This window comes from Argonema galeatum A003/A1, assembly GCF_023333595.1.
In the GTDB taxonomy this organism is placed as follows: domain Bacteria; phylum Cyanobacteriota; class Cyanobacteriia; order Cyanobacteriales; family Aerosakkonemataceae; genus Argonema; species Argonema galeatum.
The window spans coordinates 1-22,748 of sequence record NZ_JAIQZM010000054.1 but is presented as its reverse complement, the minus strand read 5'-3'; the positions used below and the strand labels follow the sequence as shown (position 1 = coordinate 22,748).

At 43.6% G+C, this 22,748-nt stretch carries 18 protein-coding genes and 1 pseudogene; 14 read left to right on the top strand and 5 right to left on the bottom strand.

Features of this window, described 5'->3' with window-relative positions; all coding sequences use genetic code 11:
* Positions 1–247 precede the first annotated feature (247 nt).
* From LAY41_RS30030 to LAY41_RS30020, 3 genes are all read left to right on the top strand, one after another.
* Positions 248–1,675, top strand: coding sequence for a type IV pilus twitching motility protein PilT (locus LAY41_RS30030; protein WP_338023077.1), 1,428 nt, complete (start codon positions 248–250; stop codon positions 1,673–1,675).
* A gap of 98 nt (positions 1,676–1,773) precedes the next feature.
* Positions 1,774–2,262: a DUF1622 domain-containing protein gene (locus LAY41_RS30025; RefSeq protein ID WP_249106111.1), complete on the top strand. Its 489-nt coding sequence runs from the start codon at positions 1,774–1,776 to the stop codon at positions 2,260–2,262.
* Positions 2,263–2,473: 211 nt separating this feature from the next.
* A complete protein-coding gene (locus LAY41_RS30020; RefSeq protein WP_249106109.1) occupies positions 2,474–3,490 on the top strand; it encodes a class I SAM-dependent methyltransferase in 1,017 nt (338 codons plus the stop codon).
* A gap of 294 nt (positions 3,491–3,784) precedes the next feature.
* Here LAY41_RS30020 and LAY41_RS30015 read toward each other — a convergent pair whose 3' ends face one another.
* The 3 genes from LAY41_RS30015 to LAY41_RS30005 all read right to left on the bottom strand — a co-directional run bounded on the left by LAY41_RS30015 (position 3,785) and on the right by LAY41_RS30005 (position 7,403).
* Positions 3,785–4,540 (bottom strand): class I SAM-dependent methyltransferase, encoded by a 756-nt coding sequence (locus LAY41_RS30015; RefSeq protein WP_420840361.1) that lies wholly within the window; start codon positions 4,538–4,540, stop codon positions 3,785–3,787.
* A 90-nt stretch (positions 4,541–4,630) separates the two neighbouring features.
* Complete coding sequence (pip, locus tag LAY41_RS30010) at positions 4,631–5,578, bottom strand: prolyl aminopeptidase (protein WP_249106107.1); 948 nt, start codon at positions 5,576–5,578, stop codon at positions 4,631–4,633.
* A 193-nt stretch (positions 5,579–5,771) separates the two neighbouring features.
* Complete coding sequence (locus tag LAY41_RS30005) at positions 5,772–7,403, bottom strand: cyclic peptide export ABC transporter (protein WP_249106106.1); 1,632 nt, start codon at positions 7,401–7,403, stop codon at positions 5,772–5,774.
* A gap of 290 nt (positions 7,404–7,693) precedes the next feature.
* On the opposite strand from LAY41_RS30005, the pseudogene LAY41_RS30000 reads away from it, so the two are divergent.
* A pseudogene (locus LAY41_RS30000) lies at positions 7,694–8,548 on the top strand (alpha-amylase family glycosyl hydrolase); the annotation flags it as partial.
* A 36-nt stretch (positions 8,549–8,584) separates the two neighbouring features.
* Positions 8,585–9,355 carry an alpha amylase C-terminal domain-containing protein gene (locus LAY41_RS33010; protein ID WP_476727001.1) on the top strand — a complete coding sequence of 257 codons (771 nt, stop codon included), beginning with the start codon at positions 8,585–8,587 and terminating at the stop codon, positions 9,353–9,355.
* 190 nt (positions 9,356–9,545) lie between these two features.
* Here LAY41_RS33010 and LAY41_RS29995 read toward each other — a convergent pair whose 3' ends face one another.
* The gene (locus LAY41_RS29995; RefSeq protein WP_249106099.1) at positions 9,546–10,988 is read right to left on the bottom strand and encodes a DUF3370 domain-containing protein; all 1,443 of its coding nucleotides are present in this window, start codon (positions 10,986–10,988) and stop codon (positions 9,546–9,548) included.
* Positions 10,989–11,343: 355 nt separating this feature from the next.
* On the opposite strand from LAY41_RS29995, the gene LAY41_RS29990 reads away from it, so the two are divergent.
* From LAY41_RS29990 to LAY41_RS29965, 6 genes are all read left to right on the top strand, one after another.
* Entirely contained in the window at positions 11,344–12,669 is a 1,326-nt protein-coding gene (locus tag LAY41_RS29990; RefSeq protein ID WP_249106096.1) for a hypothetical protein, read from the top strand.
* A 536-nt stretch (positions 12,670–13,205) separates the two neighbouring features.
* Positions 13,206–15,179, top strand: coding sequence for a sensor histidine kinase (locus LAY41_RS33005; RefSeq protein ID WP_249106093.1), 1,974 nt, complete (start codon positions 13,206–13,208; stop codon positions 15,177–15,179).
* Positions 15,180–15,280: 101 nt separating this feature from the next.
* Positions 15,281–15,694, top strand: coding sequence for a peptide chain release factor 1 (locus tag LAY41_RS29980; protein WP_249106091.1), 414 nt, complete (start codon positions 15,281–15,283; stop codon positions 15,692–15,694).
* Positions 15,695–15,842: 148 nt separating this feature from the next.
* On the top strand, positions 15,843–16,703 hold the full coding sequence (locus LAY41_RS29975) for an alpha/beta fold hydrolase (protein ID WP_249106088.1): 861 nt from the start codon (positions 15,843–15,845) through the stop codon (positions 16,701–16,703).
* A gap of 138 nt (positions 16,704–16,841) precedes the next feature.
* Complete coding sequence (locus tag LAY41_RS29970) at positions 16,842–17,693, top strand: hypothetical protein (protein ID WP_249106087.1); 852 nt, start codon at positions 16,842–16,844, stop codon at positions 17,691–17,693.
* Between the two features lie 191 nt (positions 17,694–17,884).
* Positions 17,885–19,279: a hypothetical protein gene (locus tag LAY41_RS29965; RefSeq protein WP_249106084.1), complete on the top strand. Its 1,395-nt coding sequence runs from the start codon at positions 17,885–17,887 to the stop codon at positions 19,277–19,279.
* A 165-nt stretch (positions 19,280–19,444) separates the two neighbouring features.
* Here the strand turns inward: LAY41_RS29965 and LAY41_RS29960 are convergent, their stop codons facing one another.
* Positions 19,445–20,242, bottom strand: coding sequence for a creatininase family protein (locus LAY41_RS29960; protein ID WP_249106128.1), 798 nt, complete (start codon positions 20,240–20,242; stop codon positions 19,445–19,447).
* A 358-nt stretch (positions 20,243–20,600) separates the two neighbouring features.
* Here LAY41_RS29960 and LAY41_RS29955 point away from each other — a divergent pair, with 358 nt between their 5' ends.
* From LAY41_RS29955 to LAY41_RS29945, 3 genes are all read left to right on the top strand, one after another.
* Complete coding sequence (locus LAY41_RS29955) at positions 20,601–21,743, top strand: response regulator (RefSeq protein WP_249106082.1); 1,143 nt, start codon at positions 20,601–20,603, stop codon at positions 21,741–21,743.
* Between the two features lie 86 nt (positions 21,744–21,829).
* Complete coding sequence (locus LAY41_RS29950; RefSeq protein WP_249106080.1) at positions 21,830–22,195, top strand: response regulator transcription factor; 366 nt, start codon at positions 21,830–21,832, stop codon at positions 22,193–22,195.
* An 8-nt stretch (positions 22,196–22,203) separates the two neighbouring features.
* Positions 22,204–22,665: a chemotaxis protein CheW gene (locus tag LAY41_RS29945; protein WP_249106078.1), complete on the top strand. Its 462-nt coding sequence runs from the start codon at positions 22,204–22,206 to the stop codon at positions 22,663–22,665.
* Positions 22,666–22,748 lie beyond the last annotated feature (83 nt).

Below are 22,748 nucleotides of genomic sequence, written 5' to 3'. Positions count from 1 at the left end.
GCTCTGTATTTTGTAGGTAAAGCCTAAAAAATTTGTAAAGTTTCTGCAAAGACTAGATAAATTCCCACAAGCCTGTTTGACTAAAATAGAATTTAAGTAGATTTACGGAATTGCGATCAGTGATTGATGATTGGTAGTTGGTGATTAGTAATTGGGAAATTTTCTGTTCCCAGTCCCCAGCCAAGAGTCCCCAGCCCTCATTTCATTATCCGTTTCAGTCTACCTCCATTGATATAGAGAATGTAAAATGTCAACAACATCTGGAAATCTTCTTGCGAATACAAATCAACCACCACCCAGTCAAGCGTCGGGTGTAAAAACATCTAGATCTCGGTTTCAAGAACCTCACGAGGCAACAGCAGCTGGTGAAATGCACGGGGGAACAAGGCTCAGAACTCCTTTGCAAGGGTCTAACCAAACACCTGCACCAGCAGGTCAAGTTCAGGATACAACAACAAGGGAGAAAACTCAGATTCAAGGGTCCGATCGGCCACCAGCGCCACCCGCAGGTCAAGTCCAGGCAGGACAGGCTAGGAACGCCTCTGCGGTGTCTCCCTCGATCGAACGGATGGTGAAGCACGCCCATACCCAGCAAGCTTCTGACGTTCATATCAGAGTTGGAGAAGTTCCCAGATATCGAATTCGCGGTCAGATGATAGCGCTGGGGAATCACGAGAAGGTGACGCCCGAACTTTTTGAACACTATCTAGCCGAAATCCTCACACCAGCTCAGCGACAAAAGTTTGCAGAAACAAAGGAACTGGACACAGCCCTTTATTACCCAGGCTTTTTGCGCTGTCGGGTGAATTGTTTTGAAGCGCTGCTGGGTGGTGCGATCGTTCTGCGCTTGATTCCTTTGGACGTTCCTTCTATTGAGGGGTTAGGGTTGCCGCCCATCCTTAAAGAGATTGTGCAGCGCCAGCAAGGACTTATTCTAGTTACAGGGCCAACGGGTTCTGGTAAATCAACTACTCTGGCGGCAATGATTCGTCACATGAATGAATCGTTGGCAAAGCACATCATCACGATCGAAGATCCGGTTGAATTCGTTCACGCTTCCCTAAAAAGCCTGGTTAGTCAGCGAGAAGTGGGTTTGCACACCCACGAGTTTCATCATGCGCTGCGATCGGCTTTGCGGGAAGACCCGGATGCGATTCTGATTGGGGAAATGCGCGATCGCATCACCGTTGACATAGCTTTAAAAGCCGCCCAAACGGGTCACCTAGTCTTTGGAACGTTGCACACCCGCAACGCTATCAACGCCGTTAACAGATTGCTGGGGATATACAATCCAGACGAACAGCCATCCATGCGTATCCAAATCGCTGATTGCTTGGTCGCAGTGGTTGCCCAAATACTGATGCAAACAACAGATGGGCGTCGCACAGCAGCCCACGAAATCTTAATCAATACCCCTGCCATGCAGGACTTCCTGATGAAGGGTAATGACGACGAAGCCTATCACTTAATCGAAAATGGCATTGATGATGGTATGCAGGTGCTAAATCAGGCACTCTGCGAATTGGTGTTAATGGGCAAGATCAGCGGCGATGAAGCTGTGAAAGTTTCTCCAGATGTTGGAGATCTGCGCCGTCGGGTTCGCAACGAAGGGGCCGATCCAGCTCGTGCAAGCCGTGAGTTTAGCAGTCACGATAGTGGCTATAGGCCGTTATAGCTGGAAAGGAAAAACAGGGTGCTTTTTCATATTTCAAACAAAAACACAGTGGGGGCGGTTCCCAAACTGCCCCTTCTTAGCTAGAGTCTGTCCAAAAAATGAAAAGAGAGCCTTTACCTGATTCTCTTATCAATATTCTGCTGCCACTGACATTAATTTTTGGTTTGGTTTTTCTATTGAGTCTCGATGTAGGAGATGGTAACGCAGAAGTGTCGAGTACTCCGCTGGAGTCATGGATCAAGTTTATTGTTGGCTATTTAGCAGCAGGGGCAGAAATTGCGGCGGCGATCGTTATTGGAACTGCGGTTGTCCGTGGCATTGGTGCTTATTTACGCCAATTTTTTTCGCGGACGCGACAACATTATGATTCTACGGAGTCAATCCGCCTGCAATTGGGACGAGTGCTGGCGTTGGGATTGGAATTTACTATTGCTAGCGATATCTTACGCACGGCTGTTGCGCCGACTCGCCAGGATATTTTAAATTTGGGTGCGATCGTTCTTTTAAGGACTCTACTAAATTATTTCTTAGAGCGTGAGATTAGGCAGGGGGAGGAAAGGCGCTATAGCGATCGCGAACCTAAGTGAAAACTCAGAAACCCGGTTTCTTGGAGAAACCGGGTTTCTAAAATCAGCAGTTTTACGTTTAATTATTTGACTAATTGCATTTTTAGCGCTCATATAGCAACCGATGAAAGTCAGTTAGGATGTTCTTAATTCCACCAAACCCTTGATTTTAGACCCTTCTTCCCCTAGCCCCTAGCCCCTAGCTATAATTTCCCTAGTGTCGGAGTTTAATATGTCCAACCAGACCCCAGAAGTTACGCCTGAACTTTTTTTCAATACCGTCACGGCTTACCAGCGTACAGGAGCCCTCAAAGGGGCGATCGAATTGGATGTTTTTACGGCCATTAGCGAAGGCAATCAGACAGTTTCGTCACTAGCGCAAAGGTGTTCGGCGTCAGAACGAGGGATGCGGATCTTGTGCGACTATTTGGTAACGATCGACTTTCTGACTAAGGAAGCCGATCGCTACGGACTGACTCCAGATGCAGCGATGTTTCTTGTCAAGCACAGTCCTGGGTACATGGGTAGCGCAGTGGAATTCCTCGTTTCCCAGACGATGGTGGATGGATTCAAAGATGTTGCTGCCGCCGTCCGAAAAGGCGGTACGACGATACCAGACACGGGAACGGTAGCACCCGATCATCCCGTATGGGTAAACTTTGCTAAGGCTATGGCTCCCTTGATGGCGGTTCCGGGACAATTGATGGCGCAGCTGGTAGACGGCGATGCCAGTAAGCCTTTGAAAGTGCTTGATATTGCAGCAGGTCACGGTTTGTTTGGCATTGCGATCGCAAAGCGCAATCCCCATGCCCAAATCGTAGCTGTAGATTGGTCTGGAGTGCTGGAGCTAGCAAAAGAAAACGCTCAAGAGGGGGGGGTTGGCGATCGCTACAGTACTATCCCTGGCAGCGCTTTTGATGTTGATTGGGGCACTGGCTACGATTTAGCTTTGCTAACTAACTTTTTGCATCATTTCGATGTGGCAACCTGTGAAACGTTGCTTAAGAAAATTCATGCAGCGATCGCTCCCGACGGTAGGGTGGTGACATTGGAACAAGTTCCCAACTCAGACCGGGTTACTCCCCCCGAAGCCGCGCGTTTCAGTTTGGTGATGCTTACTACTACTCCTCACGGCGATGCTTATACTTTTGCGGAATACGAACAGATGTTTAGCAATGCGGGTTTTGCGCGAAGCGAACTCCACCCCCTGCCTCCTTCCTTGGCGCAGGTAGTGATTTCATACAAGTAGGCTGATTGCGATCGTAACTGCGGCAGTTCATCCTTCACCAGATTGAAATACCAGCGTCACAACATCGCCATCTTGGTTGAGCAGTATAGATATAGCTTCTAATTGCTCCTTACATCAACAAAGAAAACCTAGAACACCGATTCAGTAATACTTGGTGGTGCGTTTTTAGCTTGTAGGGGCGAAGCAAACGGGAGTGAAAATCTATCGCTCTTACCCTAGATTTTCACTCCCGAATGCTTCGCCCCTACGATTAGTGAATCGGTGTTCTAGAGCGCATCTCCTCTAGGTTTTTTATTAGGAAAAACTGACTTCGTAGAGAGCAAACATTTCTCCATCGTGCTGCTTCTCCACCTTAGCACCTGCATCTTTTATGGCTTTTTCCCATGCGGCGATCGACTCTAAAAACACTTCGGCACCCAAATACATTTCTAAAACTGCCCAATCTTCAGCCAAAGGTTTAGTAGGGTCGAGAACGTTAAATATAAACCGACCATCTGGTTTCAACACCCGCTTGACTTCTGCCATAACAGCTTGCCAGTAGTTGATTGGAAAATAGCAACTACAACCAGTAGCGATCGCTAAATCGAAAAAAGCGTCTTCATATTTTAACTCGTGAGCTGCTCCTAGTTGAACTGCCTTAAATAACTTCGAGTTAAGTTGGGAACCGCGAGAATTGAGTGCATCCCGCGCCACTGTACTGATTTCCTGACCGTAGAAATACGCTCCCCAATCTCGCCAAGGGTAAATTAAGAAGCTGACACCACAGCCAATATCTAAACAACGCTGGTTCTTTTTAGGTTGTGTCATTTCCCAAAAAGCAGAGGTAATTTTCCCATTGAGCTTTCCACCAGCCCATTCCCTAAAAATTGGCATCGCTTCGACTTCTGCTGGTAGTTCAAAAGCTTCACCTCGGTACTCTTTGTTAAACCGATGTGCCACTTGGGCAATCATGGTTTCCTGGATTTTTTCAAATTGATATGCGTCAAAGCCTTCAATCCCAGATGAAGGCGTTTTCCCTTGAGCGGATGACTGCGAATCTTGTTTAGACATCAGGCAGATTTTGCTCCAATAATGCTACATTTTTATTATTTAAATTGTAGATTCATGCGATCGATTGCAATTTCGATCTTAAATATCTAGCTATAAAGTCGCAAACTTGTCCGTTGCTTCAATCAAGGCACTGCGAATTCCCGGTTCGCTCATCGAATGTCCAGCATCGGGAACTACGATAAATTCGGCTTCTGGCCAAGCACGATGCAATTCCCAAGCTGATATCATCGGACAGACGACATCGTATCGTCCCTGAACAATTACTGCTGGAAGGTGGCGGATGCGATCGATATTCAAAAGCAATTGTTCTTCGGTTTCTAGAAAGCCTTTATTAATGAAGTAATGACACTCAATTCTGGCAAAGGCATCTGCGAATTGACTATCACCGAATTTGTGCTTTAAATCTGGGTCTACTAATAATTTACTGGTGCTACCTTCCCAGATTGACCAAGCGCGGGCAGCTGCCAATCTGATTTGAGGGTCTGGACTGGTCAAACGTTTATAATAAGCTACGATCATATCATCCCGTTCATCGGGAGGAATTGGTTTTATATACTCCTCCCAAGCATCGGGAAAGAGATAGCTAGTACCTTCTTGATAGAACCAGCGCAATTCTTTTTGTCTCAACATGAAGATGCCGCGCAGGATTAGTCCTTTGCAGCGTTCGGGATGGGTTTGACTGTACGCCAAGGACAGGGTACTTCCCCAACTGCCGCCGAAGACAACCCATTTGTCGATGCCTAAATGCGATCGCAGTTTTTCAATGTCACTGACCAAATCCCAGGTGGTATTTTCGCGCAGTTCGGCATGAGGCGTACTTTTTCCGCAACCGCGTTGGTCAAACATCACCAACCGCCATTTTTCGCGGTTAAAATATTGTCGATAAAAGGGCGGACTACCACCACCAGGGCCACCGTGCAGTAAAACTATTGGCTTTCCTTGCGGGTTGCCTGACTCTTCAAAATGAATGGTGTGGAGGTCAGAAACCTGTAAAGTTCCTTGTCTGTAAGGAATGATAGGAGGGTAAAGTTCTCTCATTTCAATATTTTAGCACTGCTTTAGTGCGTTTTTAGCTTGTAGGGGCTCCGCTGAGTGCGTGCCGGAGGCATTAGCATTCGGGCAGGAAATCTAAGGTAAGAGCGATAGATTTCCTGCCCGAATGCGGAGCCCCTACTATTACTACAAGTATTTAAGTGGTGGGCAGTGCCCACCCTACAAAAATCGCTAAAAGTTAATTGTGCAAGTGCTTGTCATATTCCACTTTGCCGTAATCGAGCTTGACAATGCGATCGCATGAGTGAAAATATCGGTCATCGTGACTGATCACCAGCACAGTTTTACCTCGTTTCTTAAGTTCTGGCAATAGTTGAGTATAAAAAATCTCCTTGAACACGGGGTCTTGATCTGATGCCCACTCATCAAACAAATAGATTGGACGATCTTCCAAATAGGCAGTGAGTAAACCCAAACGCTTGCGCTGTCCTTGGGATAAAGCAGTGGTTGAAAGCACCCCATCTTTTACCTGAACTTTGTGGTCTAGTTCTAGTTTTATCAAGTAATCTTGCGTTTGAGTCTCAAGATTCGAGTTACCCAAACCCAACAAGCTTTCAAACAAATAAAAGTCCGAAAAAACCACCGCAAATTGCTGCCGATACCATTCTCTAGTATCGTTGTCAATCAGCTTACCATCGACCCGAATTTCTCCACTTTCAGGGATATAAAGTCCGGTAATCAGCTTAGCGAGAGTAGATTTACCGCTGCCATTACCTCCGACTAAAAACACGAGTTCTCCTGGCCCGAAAACGAGGTCTATCGGGCCAAGAATAAAATTGTGTTTCTCATTTTGTCCGCTATAAGCATGAGTAACTCCCATCAGTTCTAAGCGCTTCCAGTCAAACTTCAACTTAGGCTGAATAATGGCATTTTCGTTATACTCAGATTCACTGGCTAACGATAAGCCCAAAGTTTCTATCTTTCTTAAAGCAACACTGGCTCTGCTCAAGTTGGGAAGCATATCCATAATGTTCTTGACGGGCATCATTAAGTAAGTGAGCGTTAAAATATAGGCCGATAAAACTGAGGTGCTAATATTTGCCAATTTGGGAAGACCAAAAATCAACAGCGCGACAGCAAAGAAAAAGAGAATTTGACCTCCATTAGAGGCAATAGAGAAGATATTCAAACTGACAACTTTGTAATCTCGCGCTGCGGCAGCGGTGGGTTGGAGTTCGCTTGATAGGAAGGCTTCGCGGCGCTGTTGGTGCAGCTTTAATTCTTTAATACCTTCCGTGATGGCGCGGAAGTGTTTAAACAATTTATCTTGTTCTTCGCGAGCGAGGGTAAAGAAGTGAGTCGCTTTCTTTAACAGAAATTGAATAATGACTATAGCTGCAATTATGAAGCAGATCATCACCAGCAATGCTTGCCAGGAAAGCCAGCCTAAATAAATCATGCAGCCAATTGCTATAGCAATATCAATGCAGAGGAAGGGAATAACAAAAACACTGCTAGAAAGCGCTTGAACATCTTCTGTGAGAGTTGCTAAAAGACGAGGGGCACCCAGTTGTTCCAGGTGACGCAAAGAGGTGGATAAAATCCGGCGGCTCAAGCGTATTTGCAGGTCGAAGATCACTCCTTGGGAAAGGCGGATCAGCAAAATCTGGGAGACGAGTCCAGAGATGAGTACCACCGCAGCCAGTCCGACAAAGCTCAAGATTGAGGTAGTTGTCTGGGTTCCGCCGTTGGCGGCGTTGTTGATTAGGGCAATCAGTCGAGCGCTGCAAGCTCCGCTGAGCAAACCTGTGAAGACAGCGATCGCCACAAGGCTCCAAGAAGCGCGTAAAAGAAGATAGATGACGTTCATTCAAACCTGTTGTGTGTCATTATTGCAGTTCCCAAAATCGCCTACGAGAGGCGAATCGATCGGATGGAAGGGCCGGGGCTAATCGTATCCTAAGTAACAACGCTTAAATTTATGTTTTTTTAATCTGCCTAGATACAGAATTAATTAACACAAAGATAATGCTTTGGATAGAGGAATAAATCAGCCATCATTACCTGCCAGAAGGAGGCAATTACCAGGCTCAGCTTTTTATGATGATTGTAGGCTGAGGTTTTTAGCGGTAGTTTTACAGTAGCTGCTGTCATTGGAGTGATATGTCTAATTCAATTGAATTCAAGTTGCTGGCTCCTCATACCAAAAATGCTACACTAATGGGTTCTTTTTCCGATTGGAAAGAAATCCCAATGGATAAAAACGAGAATAGTTATTTTAGCACAAAGGTTGATTTAGAGGACGGCGTTCACCAATATAAATTCAGAGTCCAGCATCCAAGTGGCTCAAATGAACCAGAAAAATGGGTAGAAGTCAATGACCCCTATGTTACTGAAATCGATGCAGTTACAAGAAACGGAGCGATCCGAATTAAAGGCGGTCAACGGATTGTTGATACTTATGTTTGGCAGCACGACGACAAGCCTTTGCCTGCGGATAGTGAGTTAGTGATCTATGAGTTATTTATTACAGATTTTTCTGGCGGTGATGATGACCCAAAAGGGCAAGGACAGTACAAGGATGTCATCGAAAAATTGGATTACTTATGCGAGTTGGGAATAAATGCGATCGAGTTAATGCCAGTAAACGAAAATCCCGGCGATTACAGCTGGGGTTATACTCCCAGATACTACTTAGCCCCACAGCCTAACTACGGTGCAACGGAAGATTTGAAGCGGTTAATTGATGAGTGCCATGCTAGAGGCATCCGCGTCATTTTCGACCAGCTTTATAACCACTCATCAGAAGAATGTCCGCTTGCACAAATTGACCGCGATTACTGGTACTATCACGATCGCCATCATCCTGAAGACGAATATTATTGGGGGCCAGAGTTTAACTACGAATATTGGGACGAAAAGCGCAACACCTGTCCTGCAAAAGATTTTATGGGTGATGTTGTACGGTTCTGGATTCAGGAATACCATATTGATGGCATTCGTTACGACGCATTAAAACAATTAGATAACCTCGACTTCCTGCACTGGCTTATGCAAGAAGCCAAAAATGCAGGCGGAGCGAAGCCTTTCTACAATATTGGCGAGCACGTTCCAGAAAATGTTGATATCGTAAGTCCCAAAGGGCCGATCGATGCTTGCTGGCACGACAGTTTCTTCCACTTTTTGATACCGCATCTTTTTGGCGATAATTTCGATCTAGAAGAACTCAAGCGAGTGCTAGATCCCAAGCGCCAGGAATATCCAGAAGGCGTTACAAAGGTGGTAAATTACATCAGCAATCACGACCAAAAGCGCTTGTTGGTAAACTTAGGCGATCGCAACATTGTTGGGGAAGCGGCATTTAAGCGGGTTAAGTTGGGGGTTGCTGTGCTAATGACGGCAGCAGGAATACCCCTGATCTGGATGGGCGAAGAGTTTGGCGATTGCACTTCCCTGAGTCTAGACTATAGCAACCCGCTTAAATGGTCATTATTAAAGAATGACCCTAATAGCAATTTATTTGAGTATTTCAAGGGTGCGATCGCACTGCGTAAACAAAATCTAGCCCTCCAAACTGCAAACATCGACTTCTTCCATGAAAATCCAGAGAACAAAGTTTTTGCCTACCTTCGCTGGAATGACGAAGGATCGCGAGTTGTTGTTGTGGCAAACTTTTCAGATAAAGATCTAGCTGACTACCGAATTCCCAACTTTCCCGCCAACGGAACTTGGCACGAATGGACAGGTAACTATGACGTGAATGTGGAAAATAACGAATTAATGATTGATTTGCCTGAATACGAAGCCAAAGTTTTTGTCTGAGATTAATTCTACTAACAAAAGCTTGAAGAAACCTCACCCCCCTGCCCCCCTCTCCGCCTGCGGAGAGGGGGGAGTTTTGCTCCCCCAGAGGGGGGGAGTTTTGCTCCCCCAGAGGGGGGGAGTTTTGCTCCCCCAGAGGGGGGAGTTTTGCTCCCCCCTCCCCGTGGACGGGGAGGGGCTGGGGGTGGGGTTAATTTTCTGCGGTTCTAATCGTCAACACTTGCGGCGGCGTCGAATCGGGAGGATAAATAAAATCTAATTGTACATTTCGCCGATCGCCTGGTGGCATTCCCAATTGCACCAAAGGTTCCAACACCTCACCCATTGGTTGCCACAAATGCACGTAACGAGTCACCAGCTTGTTCTCGTCCTTGTAGCGCAACCGCACGCTGCCTCGGAACCACGGAAAATTAAAAGATGGATTTCGGAAAATTAATCCTCCTCGACTTAACCTGTCTTCTTTTAAAGGTGTTTCCAAAGTTAAAGAAACAGTTTGCGGTTGATTAGTGCTGTTGTAAAGAGGCAAGTTTATATTATATTCAACTGCATAATTTCCGTGGGATTCATAAGCTGTATCTGGATAGCGCACTAGCATTTTGGCGGTTTGGATTTGCTCGGTGCCTAACCGTCCACCCCGCAAAGTTGCGATCGCATAAGAAACAGCTTTACCCCGCTGCGGAATAGTAAAATCTTTAGCCCCTGGGCCTTCGACTAACAACGCCTCCCATTTAGAACCTTGCGCCACACCTGCAACGCGACTGTAAATCAATTGACCGCCAATTTGTTGTGGAGGAGAAGGCGTTTTATCTCGCGGACTAGCTAAATTACCTGTATCCAGAAGCGCTTGCCATTCGGCTAAAGTGGGCGCACGTTCAGTACCATCAGGATTTTGCTTGGCAAACATCGCCAAACTAGCTGCATAAACCTTACCGCTACTGCTTAATCGCATTAACGTAGACCGACCGTTTTGCGGCTTTTCAAAATTCCGTACCGGCATGGGAAGATTCATCAACATCGCACTTTGACCGGGGCGAATAATTAGCTTAGCGGGAAAATCAACTTGTCGTTTTCCTTGCAGTACATCATGCACGGCCCGATCGCCAGGGCCAGCATAAACAGTATTATCGGGATTTTCCACATAGTGCGGTAACTTAATATAAGGTGACTCTTGGGTCAAATTACTCGCCGCCTGCAATACATCCACCGTAACCAGTTGAGAACTTGGATTATGCAGAATTACTCCCAAATAGTACGTCTGCAAATCCTTGGGATTGATAGTTTGGTGGTGAACAAATAAGTCGAACCTTCCCTGAAAAGGAAAGTTCAGGTGCGCCGCCGCAACAGCTTTTCCTGTTGGTGGAAAAGTAGAAAGTAAAATTCCTTCCGTCTTCAACCATTCTGGACTATTGCTGTTAAACATCGGCACTTTGTCCAAGCTTCCAGGCAAAGGCTTTACTGGCTGGGCTTGCACGATAATTTGGGGCGTTGGCTTTGGTGCCGGTGTCTCTTGCGCTACGGCTAAAGTTTCCGGAGATGGTGCAGATTTTTGCCATAATAGCGAGCAGCCGCTCATACCCATAAGTGCGAGAACGAGGATGTAATGCTTAGGAGGACTGCTTGTTTTTTTAATCATGTTACTGGTATTAAGCCCATAATGGTCGCATGACCGCTAGTTATCAGATCTTTGTGGAAAAACACGGAGAGCAATCCGTGAGGCCAATCCAAAATCCAAAATCCAAAATCGACTGACTTTCTTGTCCCGGAGTCAATTTGAACCAATTACTTACGACTCCACCCCCTTGTGACTGCCGTCACGGTCATAGGGGATCTGGCCTCACCAAGCCGTGAGGTGCTTGTCATACTCTATCAAAGTCCTCAATCACCAGGTACTCTATAGAAAAGCATTACATTTAAAATCAAGAGTCCGGCCTAGAGCCATGCTAGAGCAGAGCTTTTAACCTCAAGTCACAACTAAGCACTCGCAAGTTATGAAAACTCCAACACTCAGCCATGTCTTATTTAATGCTCAACAGACAACAACAGTGACTAAATCAAACCATCCAGAGCAGAATCTTACCACTCATCAGGAAATAATTTGCCAGTTTTTTCTAGATATTGTTAAACAACAGTCACCAGACTTAGTTTTATCGGAATTTGAACGTTTATTTATTAATCCTGTGGGCTTGCTTCAGTCAGAACCACAAAAAGCTGTTAAAGAACTTCTTTTATCTAATAAGCAATCAGATTTTATAAATACCTTAAAACGTTCTATTTATATTCTTCTCAATAACTGGATTTTTAGCAGAAAATACAAGCCAGCACAAGATTTACTTGAACTTATTTCTAATTTGACCAACAGGCAGTCCACCCTATCTGTGAGCGTAAAAAATCTAAGGGGGTGGCTCAATAATTTTATTAATAGCGAAGACTACGAAGAACTCAAGTTATTTGTTTCCAGATACGATAATCGTGAAAAAGAACACTGGAAGAGCCGCTACACTTCTTATTTACTAGCTCCTCAGTATACCAATTCTAAAAACTTAATCGAGCAGAGGGAAGCTGCTAGAGGACTGGCAAAACAGTTGCAAGAGGAGTTCAAATTCGATTTGGCAATGTACACAGCTCATTCTCACTCTGCTTCATCCAAAAATAGAAAAACAGAGAACCCTACAGATCTTGGTGATGAAGCTTTGCGTTTAATCAAGAAAGTTGTAGGAAAACGCAGCGCCTTCAACTATGTAAGTTTAGGCAATATTTTTATTAAACAAACTCAACGACTTACTTACAGTGCGTTTAAGCAAAGCCTGCTAAAATATTTAATATTTTCTTTGGATAATCAAGGATTGGCAGAGGCTCTAAAGACAGGACTAACTAAAAAGCTAGAATTTCTTTATCAAACATCAAATGAAGAAGAGTTAAGTGATGCTCTGCTGCTAAAAACTTGTAATCGGGTGATTGAATACTTAACCACTGAAAAAGATGGGAAACCTTCGTCGCTTTTTGTTTCCTTAGCTTCTCAAGGAAATCCTCTAACTCTGTCAATTCTTCTCCTCAAGATTATTCTAATTTGTCCACCCAGCCGTACTTATTTAGAAGTCTGTATGGCTAAGTTGATTCAGAATTACGAATCTTATTCGCCAGAAGAATGTCATTGGGTGATTAATTTTTTGGAGATTTCTAAAATTATATTAACCATTTACACAGAAAATGTCCGATACAACTTGGTCAATATGGAAAATGTTAATCTAACTAATCAGTCTATTAATGATGGGGATTCTTATCGAGTTTTTTCTCAAACTAAATGGGGAATGTAAAAAGCATTTGAGGCTTTTCTGTATTTATAGCAGTCGCCTTGGCACTTAGTGCATTTTTGGTCATTGAACGGAGTCCAAATGCACTGACCAAGTGGGCATTTGGACTCCGCTCAATTACCAAACCGCCGTGGCAGTTGCTATACTATCCTATTCGAGCAAAGAAGCAGAGGAATAAAAATGTTATTTTTTTGAACAAAAGAGCCGCGAGATCCTCGACTTCTTAGAGAAGTTGGGGATTTCTGTACCTAACTCACCTAAAAAAAGCTGTATCCCCGTTATGAGGCTTGGCAATACATGGGATCTAGAGTTTTGAGATAGCCTCTAAGTCATTCCCAGCGGTTGCTTGAGACTTTTTTAGGTTTGAGGAGTTATGGGTATCAGAGCCAGTTTCGATCGTTGAAACGGTAGATTTCCCCATCCCTGCAAGTTCAGCTAGTTTAGCAACGCTCAGTTTTTTGATAGGTTGTATAATTTGGAACACAGATCTGACTTTGTTTCTTGTTCAATAGTAAACAGTAACCTTTGAGAGCGAGAACATGAAACTTTCTTATCAGACACTACAAGTTTATAAAACACCCGCCCTAATCGCTTCTATGCAATCCTTTTCCAAAAAAGCTGGTATTACTGTCTTCCTAATTGGTTGTGTCGTCATTACAGGCTGGATTTTCAATATTACAATCCTCAAAAGCATCTTGCCGGGACTGGTAAGTATGAAAGCAAACACAGCTATCTGCTTCATTTTAAGTGGAGCATCTGTGTGGCTGTGGCATCAAAAACAGGACAGTGGCAATAGGCGCAAGTACTTGCGTGGCGGGGCTTTGGCCTGCGCTAGCCTCGTAATTTTTATTAGTCTGCTCACATTAATTGAGTATAGTTTTCACTTAAACTTCGGCATCGACCAACTTTTTTTCAAGGAAGATATAAGCGCTGTTAGCACCGCAAATCCCGGTCGGATGGCACCCAATACTGCCCTGAATTTTTTATTGCTGGGCTCTGCGCTATTGCTATTAAGTATACCGCGCCCCAAATATCGCCCTGCTCAGTCATTTACTTTAGTAGCATTTTCGATCGCTCTACTGGGTTTCTTAGGATACATCTATGGTAATGCGTACTTTTATAAAGCTGGCCCTTCTTATACAGCGATCGCACTGCATACAGCCGTAGCATTCATTTTGCTGTGCTTCGGCATATTGTTTGCCGACCCGGACAAAGGATTGATGGCAACCGTGACTAGCGGTGACGCTGGCGGCATCATGGCTAGAAGTTTGTCCCCAGCTGCGATTGTTATTCCGCCAACGATCGGTTGGTTAATGTTATCAGGTTACCGCTCAAACGTCTACACTGCTGAAATGGCGATATCCTTGTTAGGAATATTGAATATTGTCGTTTTTGCAGTTTTGATTTTGTGGAATGCTAAAGATCTTGGGAGCATGGACGGTCAGCGTCATAGAGCGGAAAAAGCACTAAAAAAAGCAAATGAAGAGCTAGAAAATAGAGTTGAACAACGCACGATTCAGCTAAGGCAAACCAACGATCAATTACAAAATGAAATTGCCGATCGCATTTCTACCGAAAAGGCTTTACGGCAAAGTGAAGAGAGGGAAAGACAAAAAGCCGAACAACTTGAACTTGCTTTGCACAAGCTGCAACAAACCCAAGCACAGCTAATTCAAACTGAAAAAATATCCAGTTTAGGGCAGCTAGTCGCAGGTGTCGCTCATGAAATTAACAACCCGATAAATTTCATTTACGGAAATATAAACTACGCTCATCAATACACTCAAGAATTGATGGAACTTATAAGTCTTTACCAACATAACTATCCCAATCCTGTTCCAGAGATTGATGAAAAAGCAGAAGCCATTGAATTGGATTTCCTGATGGAAGATTTATCCAAACTGCTTTCTTCCATGAAGTTGGGCGCTGAACGCATCCGGGAAATTGTCCTTAGTTTACGGAACTTTTCCCGTTTGGATGAAGCAGAAATGAAGTCAGTGGACATTCACGAAGGAATTGATAGTACCTTACTAATTTTGCAGCACCGGCTCAAAGCCAAGCCCGATCGTCCCGCCATTGAGGTAATTAAAGAATATGGCGATCTGCCCTTGGTGGAGTGTTATGCTGGGCAGTTAAACCAAGTATTTATGAATTTGCTAGCTAATGCGATTGATGCCTTGGAAATGGGGTGCCAAGAAGCGCCTAAACCTCAGATTAGGATTCACACTGAAAAAATCAACTCCACTCACATAGCGATTAGAATTTCGGATAATGGCTCTGGCATCACAGAAGAGGTACACCAAAAATTATTCGATCCTTTCTTTACTACGAAGCCAATCGGTAAGGGTACTGGTTTGGGTTTGTCGATTAGCTATCAAATTGTTGTCGAAAAACATGGCGGGCAGATGAAGTGTATTTCAGTAGCCGGTAAGGGGGCGGAGTTTGTAATTGAGTTATATACAAGCTTCCCGAACAAAATTACCAGCGACAACATTAAACTACCCAGATCTTAGGTGGTCAGCCTGCCTTGATAAAGCATCGTCACAAAAAGCTCCTGCGACTATAAAGTCGTCAGTCAGGATATAATTAAAACAATCTAGGAGTTGTTTGCTATATGTCAGATTCTCTAGGCAGCTTGAAATATCTACCTTGGCTATCCCTATTCCAAGTTTCAGCCCTCACCACGCTTATTGTTGCTATCCTAGAATTCTTACTCAATTTAGGACTGAGATACTCTTCTCTAATCCGTGCCACGCTATCTATTCTATATGCACCCCCTTTAGGTGTATTGATGATTTTTATCGTAGCAGCTAGCGTAGGGGTTATGGCGGTTTACTTACTTGAGCGGTTCTATCCACAAGTGAGAATCAACGGTAATGTCTTGTGGGCGCTAGTTCCTTGTTTAGCTTTAGTTTTAAGTTTGAAGTTACTGGTTCCTTTACCAGTTGTTCTGGTAAATTTGCAAGGCACTCAGTTGATGGGTCTTCCTATTGGTATCTTTTGGCAAGGTCAGCGATATTGGCGATAAATCAAAAATTGGTCATTGGTGATTAGTCATTGGTTGATTAAATCTATTCAGGGTATAGTTAATTTTTATCCATACTAAATCCCCCTTTTGTGGGGATGTTTGGATTATTAAAGTTGTTAATATAACCAAAACAACTGAGGAAACATAAATGTTTGTGACAGAGGCTCGCTGGAAACACGATCGCATCATCAGCAACGGGATAAAGCTGCACTACGTAACTCAGGGAGATGGCCCCCTGATGCTAATGCTGCACGGATTTCCTGAGTTTTGGTACTCGTGGCGGCATCAGATACCGGAGTTTGCTAAGGATTTTAAGGTTGTCGCCCTTGATTTGCGTGGCTACAACGACAGCGATAAGCCGCCAGATCGATCGGCTTATGTGATGGATGAATTCATCAAAGATGTTGAGGGGGTAATTAAAGGACTCGGTTACGAAAAATGCGTCCTTGTCGGTCATGACTGGGGCGGTGCGATCGCCTGGAATTTCGCCTACGCCCATCCCGAAATGGTAGAACGATTGATTGTGATGAACCTACCTCACCCAGCCAAATTTGCCGAGGGTTTACGCACTCTACAACAGTTGCGACGCAGTTATTATATATTCTTGTTTCAGCTTCCTATGCTACCGGAATTGTTCTTAGCGCGATCGCATTACCGAGCAATTGGAACTGTTTTTACTGGTATGGCTGTTGATAAAAACGCCTTTACGCAGGCGGATATTGAAGCTTACAAGCAGGCTGCCGCAAAACCGGGTGCTATTACCGCAGCGCTGAACTATTACCGCAATATTTTCCACCAGAAACTACTAAATCGAGATTGGAGCGTTCTGGAAGTTCCCACACTGATGATTTGGGGAGAAAACGATACAGCTCTTGGCAAGGAACTCACTTACGGCACAGAAGCGTATGTGAAAGACTTTCGGATCGAGTACATCCCCAATTGCAGTCACTGGGTGCAGCAGGAACGGCCACATTTGGTGAACCAGTATATGCGAGAGTTCCTCGCCTAGTATACATTCTGATTCTATTTTGGCGATATTATCTGCAAGGGGGAGAGGCTTTCGCCGTAGGTTTTAGCTTTACGCAAGGGTTCGCGCTACTATAGAGGCAATGCAAAGAGCGATCGCATCGCTAAGCTAAGTGTCCCCATGAAAACTTTATCCCGAATCCTAGCAATTATAGTATTTTTCAGCTTAATTTTTTTAGGATTTAAATTACGCAGTCATCCTTGCGAGCTACAAGCAACAAGTGGTGAAGCCATTAGCGTGCAATCAAAGAAGCGTATTTATAATAAATTTTTTAGCGTTCGAGCTTGTTCGCCTCAAAAAATAGTTTTAGCAGTTCCCGATAATCTCAAAACCGAAACCGGAGAACCCATCACCTTAAAAGGAAATCAGGAAGCTCCAAAGATTACCACAATAGTTACAATTTCCAATAAAAGTAACAGATTTTTTATCGGACGTATAGATCGGATAGCAGGGCAGTGGTTCTATACGAAATACGATTCCTGTTTGGCTTGGAAATGGAGCATTGAAAACGAAAAACAAGTACTAAATTTAAGTATGGAAAAAAACTTAGATATTTATTCAAGCGAAGTAAAAAATATTGTTTTTTTTGTTTCAATCCCATTTGAAGTAGTGGAAAAAAATCCTAAAATATTGATTAAGCCTTATACCTGGAATCGGGTAGGAGGATTTTATAAATGGACTTTCTCAGATTATCCAGAATTAATTCAAGTTTTGCGGTCAGTTGAAGAGGACAGTCCTAATGGAAGTGAAGTTTTTTACCCAGGTAAAGAAGTTTCTCCTAGCGTTGCTAATGAACTTAATGATATAGACAAGAGGGGAGGAGTACACTACAATAGAGAGCTTGAACCGAATATAGTTCAACTAGACGCCCAAGGATACCAAGCTAGCCCACAATCTGGTTACTGCTCCGTTCCTCAAGATCTAGTCGATCCGATCGCTCCCAATAAGTGTAATACCAATCCTGACAACTAGAGGTGGGTTCAACGACGAAGCTTCACCCATAGATTGTCTAGCTAAACGCACTTCCACCAGGAGCATCCCAATAAGTGTAGGGGCTAAGCATTCGGGCAAAGATCTTTCGGTTCAATCAACAAATTATTGCCCGAATGCTTAGCCCCTACAGATATCTTTGTTGTCAAGCTGTAACCATTGATATTTTATTTATGAGTAAAGAGAGCCAACCTATTTCTAGGATACCAAGGCTTGAAAAGAAATACCACGATGAAACTAGATTGTGGTTAATCTTACTTTCTTTAGTATTTGTGGTGCTAGTATTCTTCGGTTTCGCCCAGTTTGCTATTCTGGATAACTTCTTTAAAACTACATTCAATATCCCAGATAGAGCTAAAGTATTTGGAATTCCTACTAACAATTTACTCGGTTTTATTGCGACAGCAACTCTACCCATAACAGTTTTGATAGATGAGTCAAATATTCTGAACGAGAAGTTAAAATTATTTTTACCTTTCATAGGTAAAAAGTTTTCCCCCATCTGGATAGTATTTATAGCAGATCTCCTACTGACCTCATTAGCTTTTTTGGAAAGTAACCAGTCAAGAGATTTTAACCTGTTGTTGAATTTAGCTACCTCTTTTACAATAGGAGCTTCTTTTTCAACATTTATCCTTTATTTAACCAAAGGTATGACTGCTGTTGGAAAGTTGGCTAGTTCTGCATGGCGAAATTTGCAAATAGTAAGTGTTTATGGTATAGACCCCGTTCCCTATGGGGATGACGAAAAAGTAAGACTTAGTACGGAAGCTGAAATTGCCAGAGAGGATGCTATAAATATCCGGCAGAAATTTGAATACAATCAGTTAAAATACGAACAGGAAATTCAGACGTTAAAAGATAAGATATCTGCTTACGAAAATCATTTAGGATCTTTAGGACAGCTTAAGGAAAATTTTAAGCAGATTAAGGAGATGTTTCAAGAAATAACTCCTAGAAGTCAAGTTTTTTTTGAAAGATTTACCGCGATAGAAGAATCAATTAGTAATTTTATCGTGCCCAAGTTTGAAAGCAGGGAAGGTATAAATAGGGATATTAATGCAATTCCCTATAAGACATTTATAGCTCCCGATCTATCCGAGTCTGTAAGATTAGACACAACGGATGGTAATTTGCCTGTGGTGCAGGATAATATCAGCCAGCCAATAACAAGTTCAGAATATGCGGAATTATGGCAAAATTTTACATTACCATCAGAAATTTCTCCTCTAGTTATCAACATTTTAAAATCTATGGAACGGCAAAATTTTCCTCTGCCGCAGATCGGAAAATATACACCCAAAAATAACTTGGCAAGTTGCACAATCTTACAGTTTGAACATTACAACATTATTGCTTATTGTAGAGATGAAAATTATATGAGGGGTGAGAAATGGGATAGTTCTGATGAACTTAAATTTAAATGTAAGTTGATCCAACAAACGATGAAAGGATTTGTTACTTTGCACTTTACGGAACAGGAGTTAATAACTGATACCTCAAGTATCTTGGAGCAAATTAAAAGTGCTATTGCTATGAGAAAATCTATGAATTTCGATGAAACATGATGCTTGACAGCGATCGGGCCTTCGATTTGGGATTTTGGACTTGGGATTTTAAAACAAGACATTTATTGTCGCAATACGAACCATTTTTTACCGCAGATGAATGCAGATGAACGCAGATGAACGCAGATGAATTATATGAAGTATATTAATTTTTACAAGAGGTCTTCAGAAACCCGGTTGACGAAAAGCGTAGACATCTTTAATCATCTGTACCCAACCATCAGAAAGCGATTCCAGGATGCGATCGCCTTTTTCCTTCGTCGCCACAGTCGCATCGCCTACCACACCGCTTTGGCTCAAATCTCGCGTTACCCAGCCAAATTGCAACCTACCGTCCATAGTCAGAAGATTATCCTTTGGCAAATCGGGATACTCCGCCACAGCTGCATCCATCTTCACCTGGTCTGGCAAAATCGACAGCATCAAACTGGTTTCCGCATCACCCGCATGAATACCCAGCTGTGACTCCTTTGGCGTGAGTAACTCCTTGGTAATATGCGGCACCCGCCACGTAAACAACGGGAAAACCATCAAATCCTCATACTTTACACGAAGATCCCGCGCAGCAATTTCCATCACCTGGGGCTGACCGCCGTGGGAATTCATCAAGATTAATTTCCGAAAACCAGCCCGGTAAAGACTTTCCGCAATTTCGGTAATGGTTGACAACAGAGTTTGAGCGCTGAGGGTAATTGTACCGGGGAAATGCCAGTGTTCGTTCGATTTGCCGTAGTACAGCGACGGTAGGGCGTAGGCGGGGATATCGGGTTCCAGTTTTGACAAGGCTTTACCCAGTACTCCTTCGCCGATCGCCGCATCCACAATCAGGGGTAGATGGGGGCCATGTTGTTCGATCGCACCCACAGGTAAAATTAACACTACATTTGGCTTATCCGGCATAGCTTGGATATCTCTCCAGCTCAGATAAGGGAAAAAGCGCGTCGGCGGCATAAAGCTGTGCATCATATTTTTAAAGTCCTATATGACCAAAATATTGAGCTTATCGTAAATCAACCCATAACTAACCAGTGTTTTTCCAGTATAAAATGCACAAAAAGCTTATACAGCGGTTTTCAGTTGCATGAAGTACACCCCAGAAACCCGGTTTCTTCAAGAAACCGGGTTTCTCTGTACCTCACTCACTTGAAAAGGGCTGTAAGTATATTAAACTTTCTGTGATTTTACTGGTATAAATATTGTATAGACTTTGAGAAACTTATCATACACTTGACCAGAAAAAGTACTATATTACGAATAATAAAGGAGCTACCATTCTTAATGTAGTTAAATTTGCCCCCGCCTACATAATAAGCTAGTGAATATGTCTACATTTTCCAAGCTGGCGCAGAACATAGCATTGCTGAGTCAGAAACGAGCAACCGGCGAATGGCTTCTCCATAGCAGCGATACGTTATGGAAGCTATACTTCTACCAGGGTGGCCTCCTCTATGCCACGGGAGGTTTCCACCGCTGCCGACGCTGGCAAAGAGCGTTAAAGCAACATTGCCCTGACTTCGTACCAGAAGGAGCTTCTCTTGATGATGAACCCTGGGAGTCCCAGCGGCTAAACCTTGGCGTCACTCAAAAGCAGCTAAGCATCACTCAAGCCAAAGCAGTCATTCGCACCACGGGACAGGAAGTTTTATTTTTTCTAGCTTGCCATCCAGTTACTAGCAGCCGTTGGTCTCCTTCCAAACAATCTCACAGTGAAATCTTTTTATCCTTGCCTTTGTCCTCAGCAGATATCGAGCAAATTCTCAAAAAAGTTGAACAACTGTGGCAACAATGGCAAAATGCGGGTTTAGCCAACATTTTCCCCGAACAGGCACCCGTTTGGAAACAGCCTCCTCAGGAGAAAAATTGGAGTCTAGAAAAATTACTCAACGGTGACAACACCCTTTGGGATATTGCTTACCAGCTGAAGCGTCCCGTGACAACAGTGACTCTCTCCTTGCTTCCCTTGATTCGCCGAGATGCTGTAGAACTAAAAGAAGTCCCGGATTTATCCTTGCCCCTTTCAAAGAAATCAGCTGCTACCTCAAAAGCTTCTTCAAATGTAAAGAAGTTGCAACCCGCGTCAGTAAAGCAGCCTTTGATTGCCTGTATTGATGATAGCCCTGTTATTGGTCAAACCTTAGAAAAAATCCTCATCCCAGCTGGATACCGACTGCTGAAAATAACCGAACCTTTACGGCAAATGTCCGAGATTGTCAAGCACAAACCCGACTTAATTTTTCTCGACTTGCTGATGCCCGATGCTAGCGGTCATAGTATTTGTACCTTTTTGCGGAAAACACCTATGTTTCAAAACACTCCAATTATTATACTCACCAGTCGGGATAGCATTGTCAATCGCGGTCAGGCCAAATTGACAGGAGCTTCGGATTTTTTAAGTAAACCTCCAGAGCGTGAAAAAGTGCTACAAATAATTCACAAATACCTGTCTATAAGCAAAAACTCATAATAGATTGGTTTCAGTTTTATCGGCGAATTCGATTTTGGGTTTGATTCCGATAATAATGCCAGATTTTAAACAAGTAAGAGAAATATATGGCAACAATTTTGGTTGTGGAAGATAGCATGACGGAAGCGCAATTCATTTCTAATTCTCTGCGTGAAGAAGGATTAACTACTATTACCGTCAACACGGCTGAAGCGGCAAAAGTAATAGTTTCTCAAAAAAAGATTGATGCTATTTTACTAGACATTGTTTTACCCGGAGAAAGTGGTTTTGGATTTTGTAGAAAGCTTAAGAGTGAAGAAAAGACTTGCCATATACCGATAATCATTTGTTCTAGCAAAAGTGGAAAAATAGATCGAACTTGGGGCTTCAAGCAGGGAGCTTCTGCTTATTTGACAAAACCCTTGAACCGAGAAGAACTCCTGCAAACAGTGAAACGCTTGATAGAAAATTAAAAAACATCGTGCAGTTCCTCACTTTTTCCCTCACACCTGAAAATCAAGCTATGCTGCCCACAGAGCGGCTGGCTGAAGTGTTAAATTTAGATCCGAGTCATATTATTCCCATCGCTGATATGCCACCTGCTGTTATGGGCGTCTGTAACTGGCGAGGGCAGGTTTTATGGCTTGTCGATCTAGCTTACCTATTAGGGCTCGGTGCCCTATTTGCCGAGGATTTGTATCATCAAAAACATCCCGTCCTGGTGGTTCGTAGCAAAAGTAAGGTTTTGGGTCTAGCAGTTAATAAAGTGGGACATCTGATAGGATGTGACGAATCTCAAATCCAGCCACCTCCAACGATCGCACTGCCGCAGATGCAGGTGCTAAGCTTGTGCCTCAAAGGTCAGATAATGAATTCTGATGGCAAAAAGTTGCTGGTTTTAGATGCAGATGTCATTGTGGATGTGTTAGGAAAACATAATTAGGGGCTAGGGCAGAGGGGCAGAGGGGCAGAGGGGCAGAGGGGCAGAGGGGCAGAGGGGCAGAGGGGCAGAGGGGCAGAGGGGCA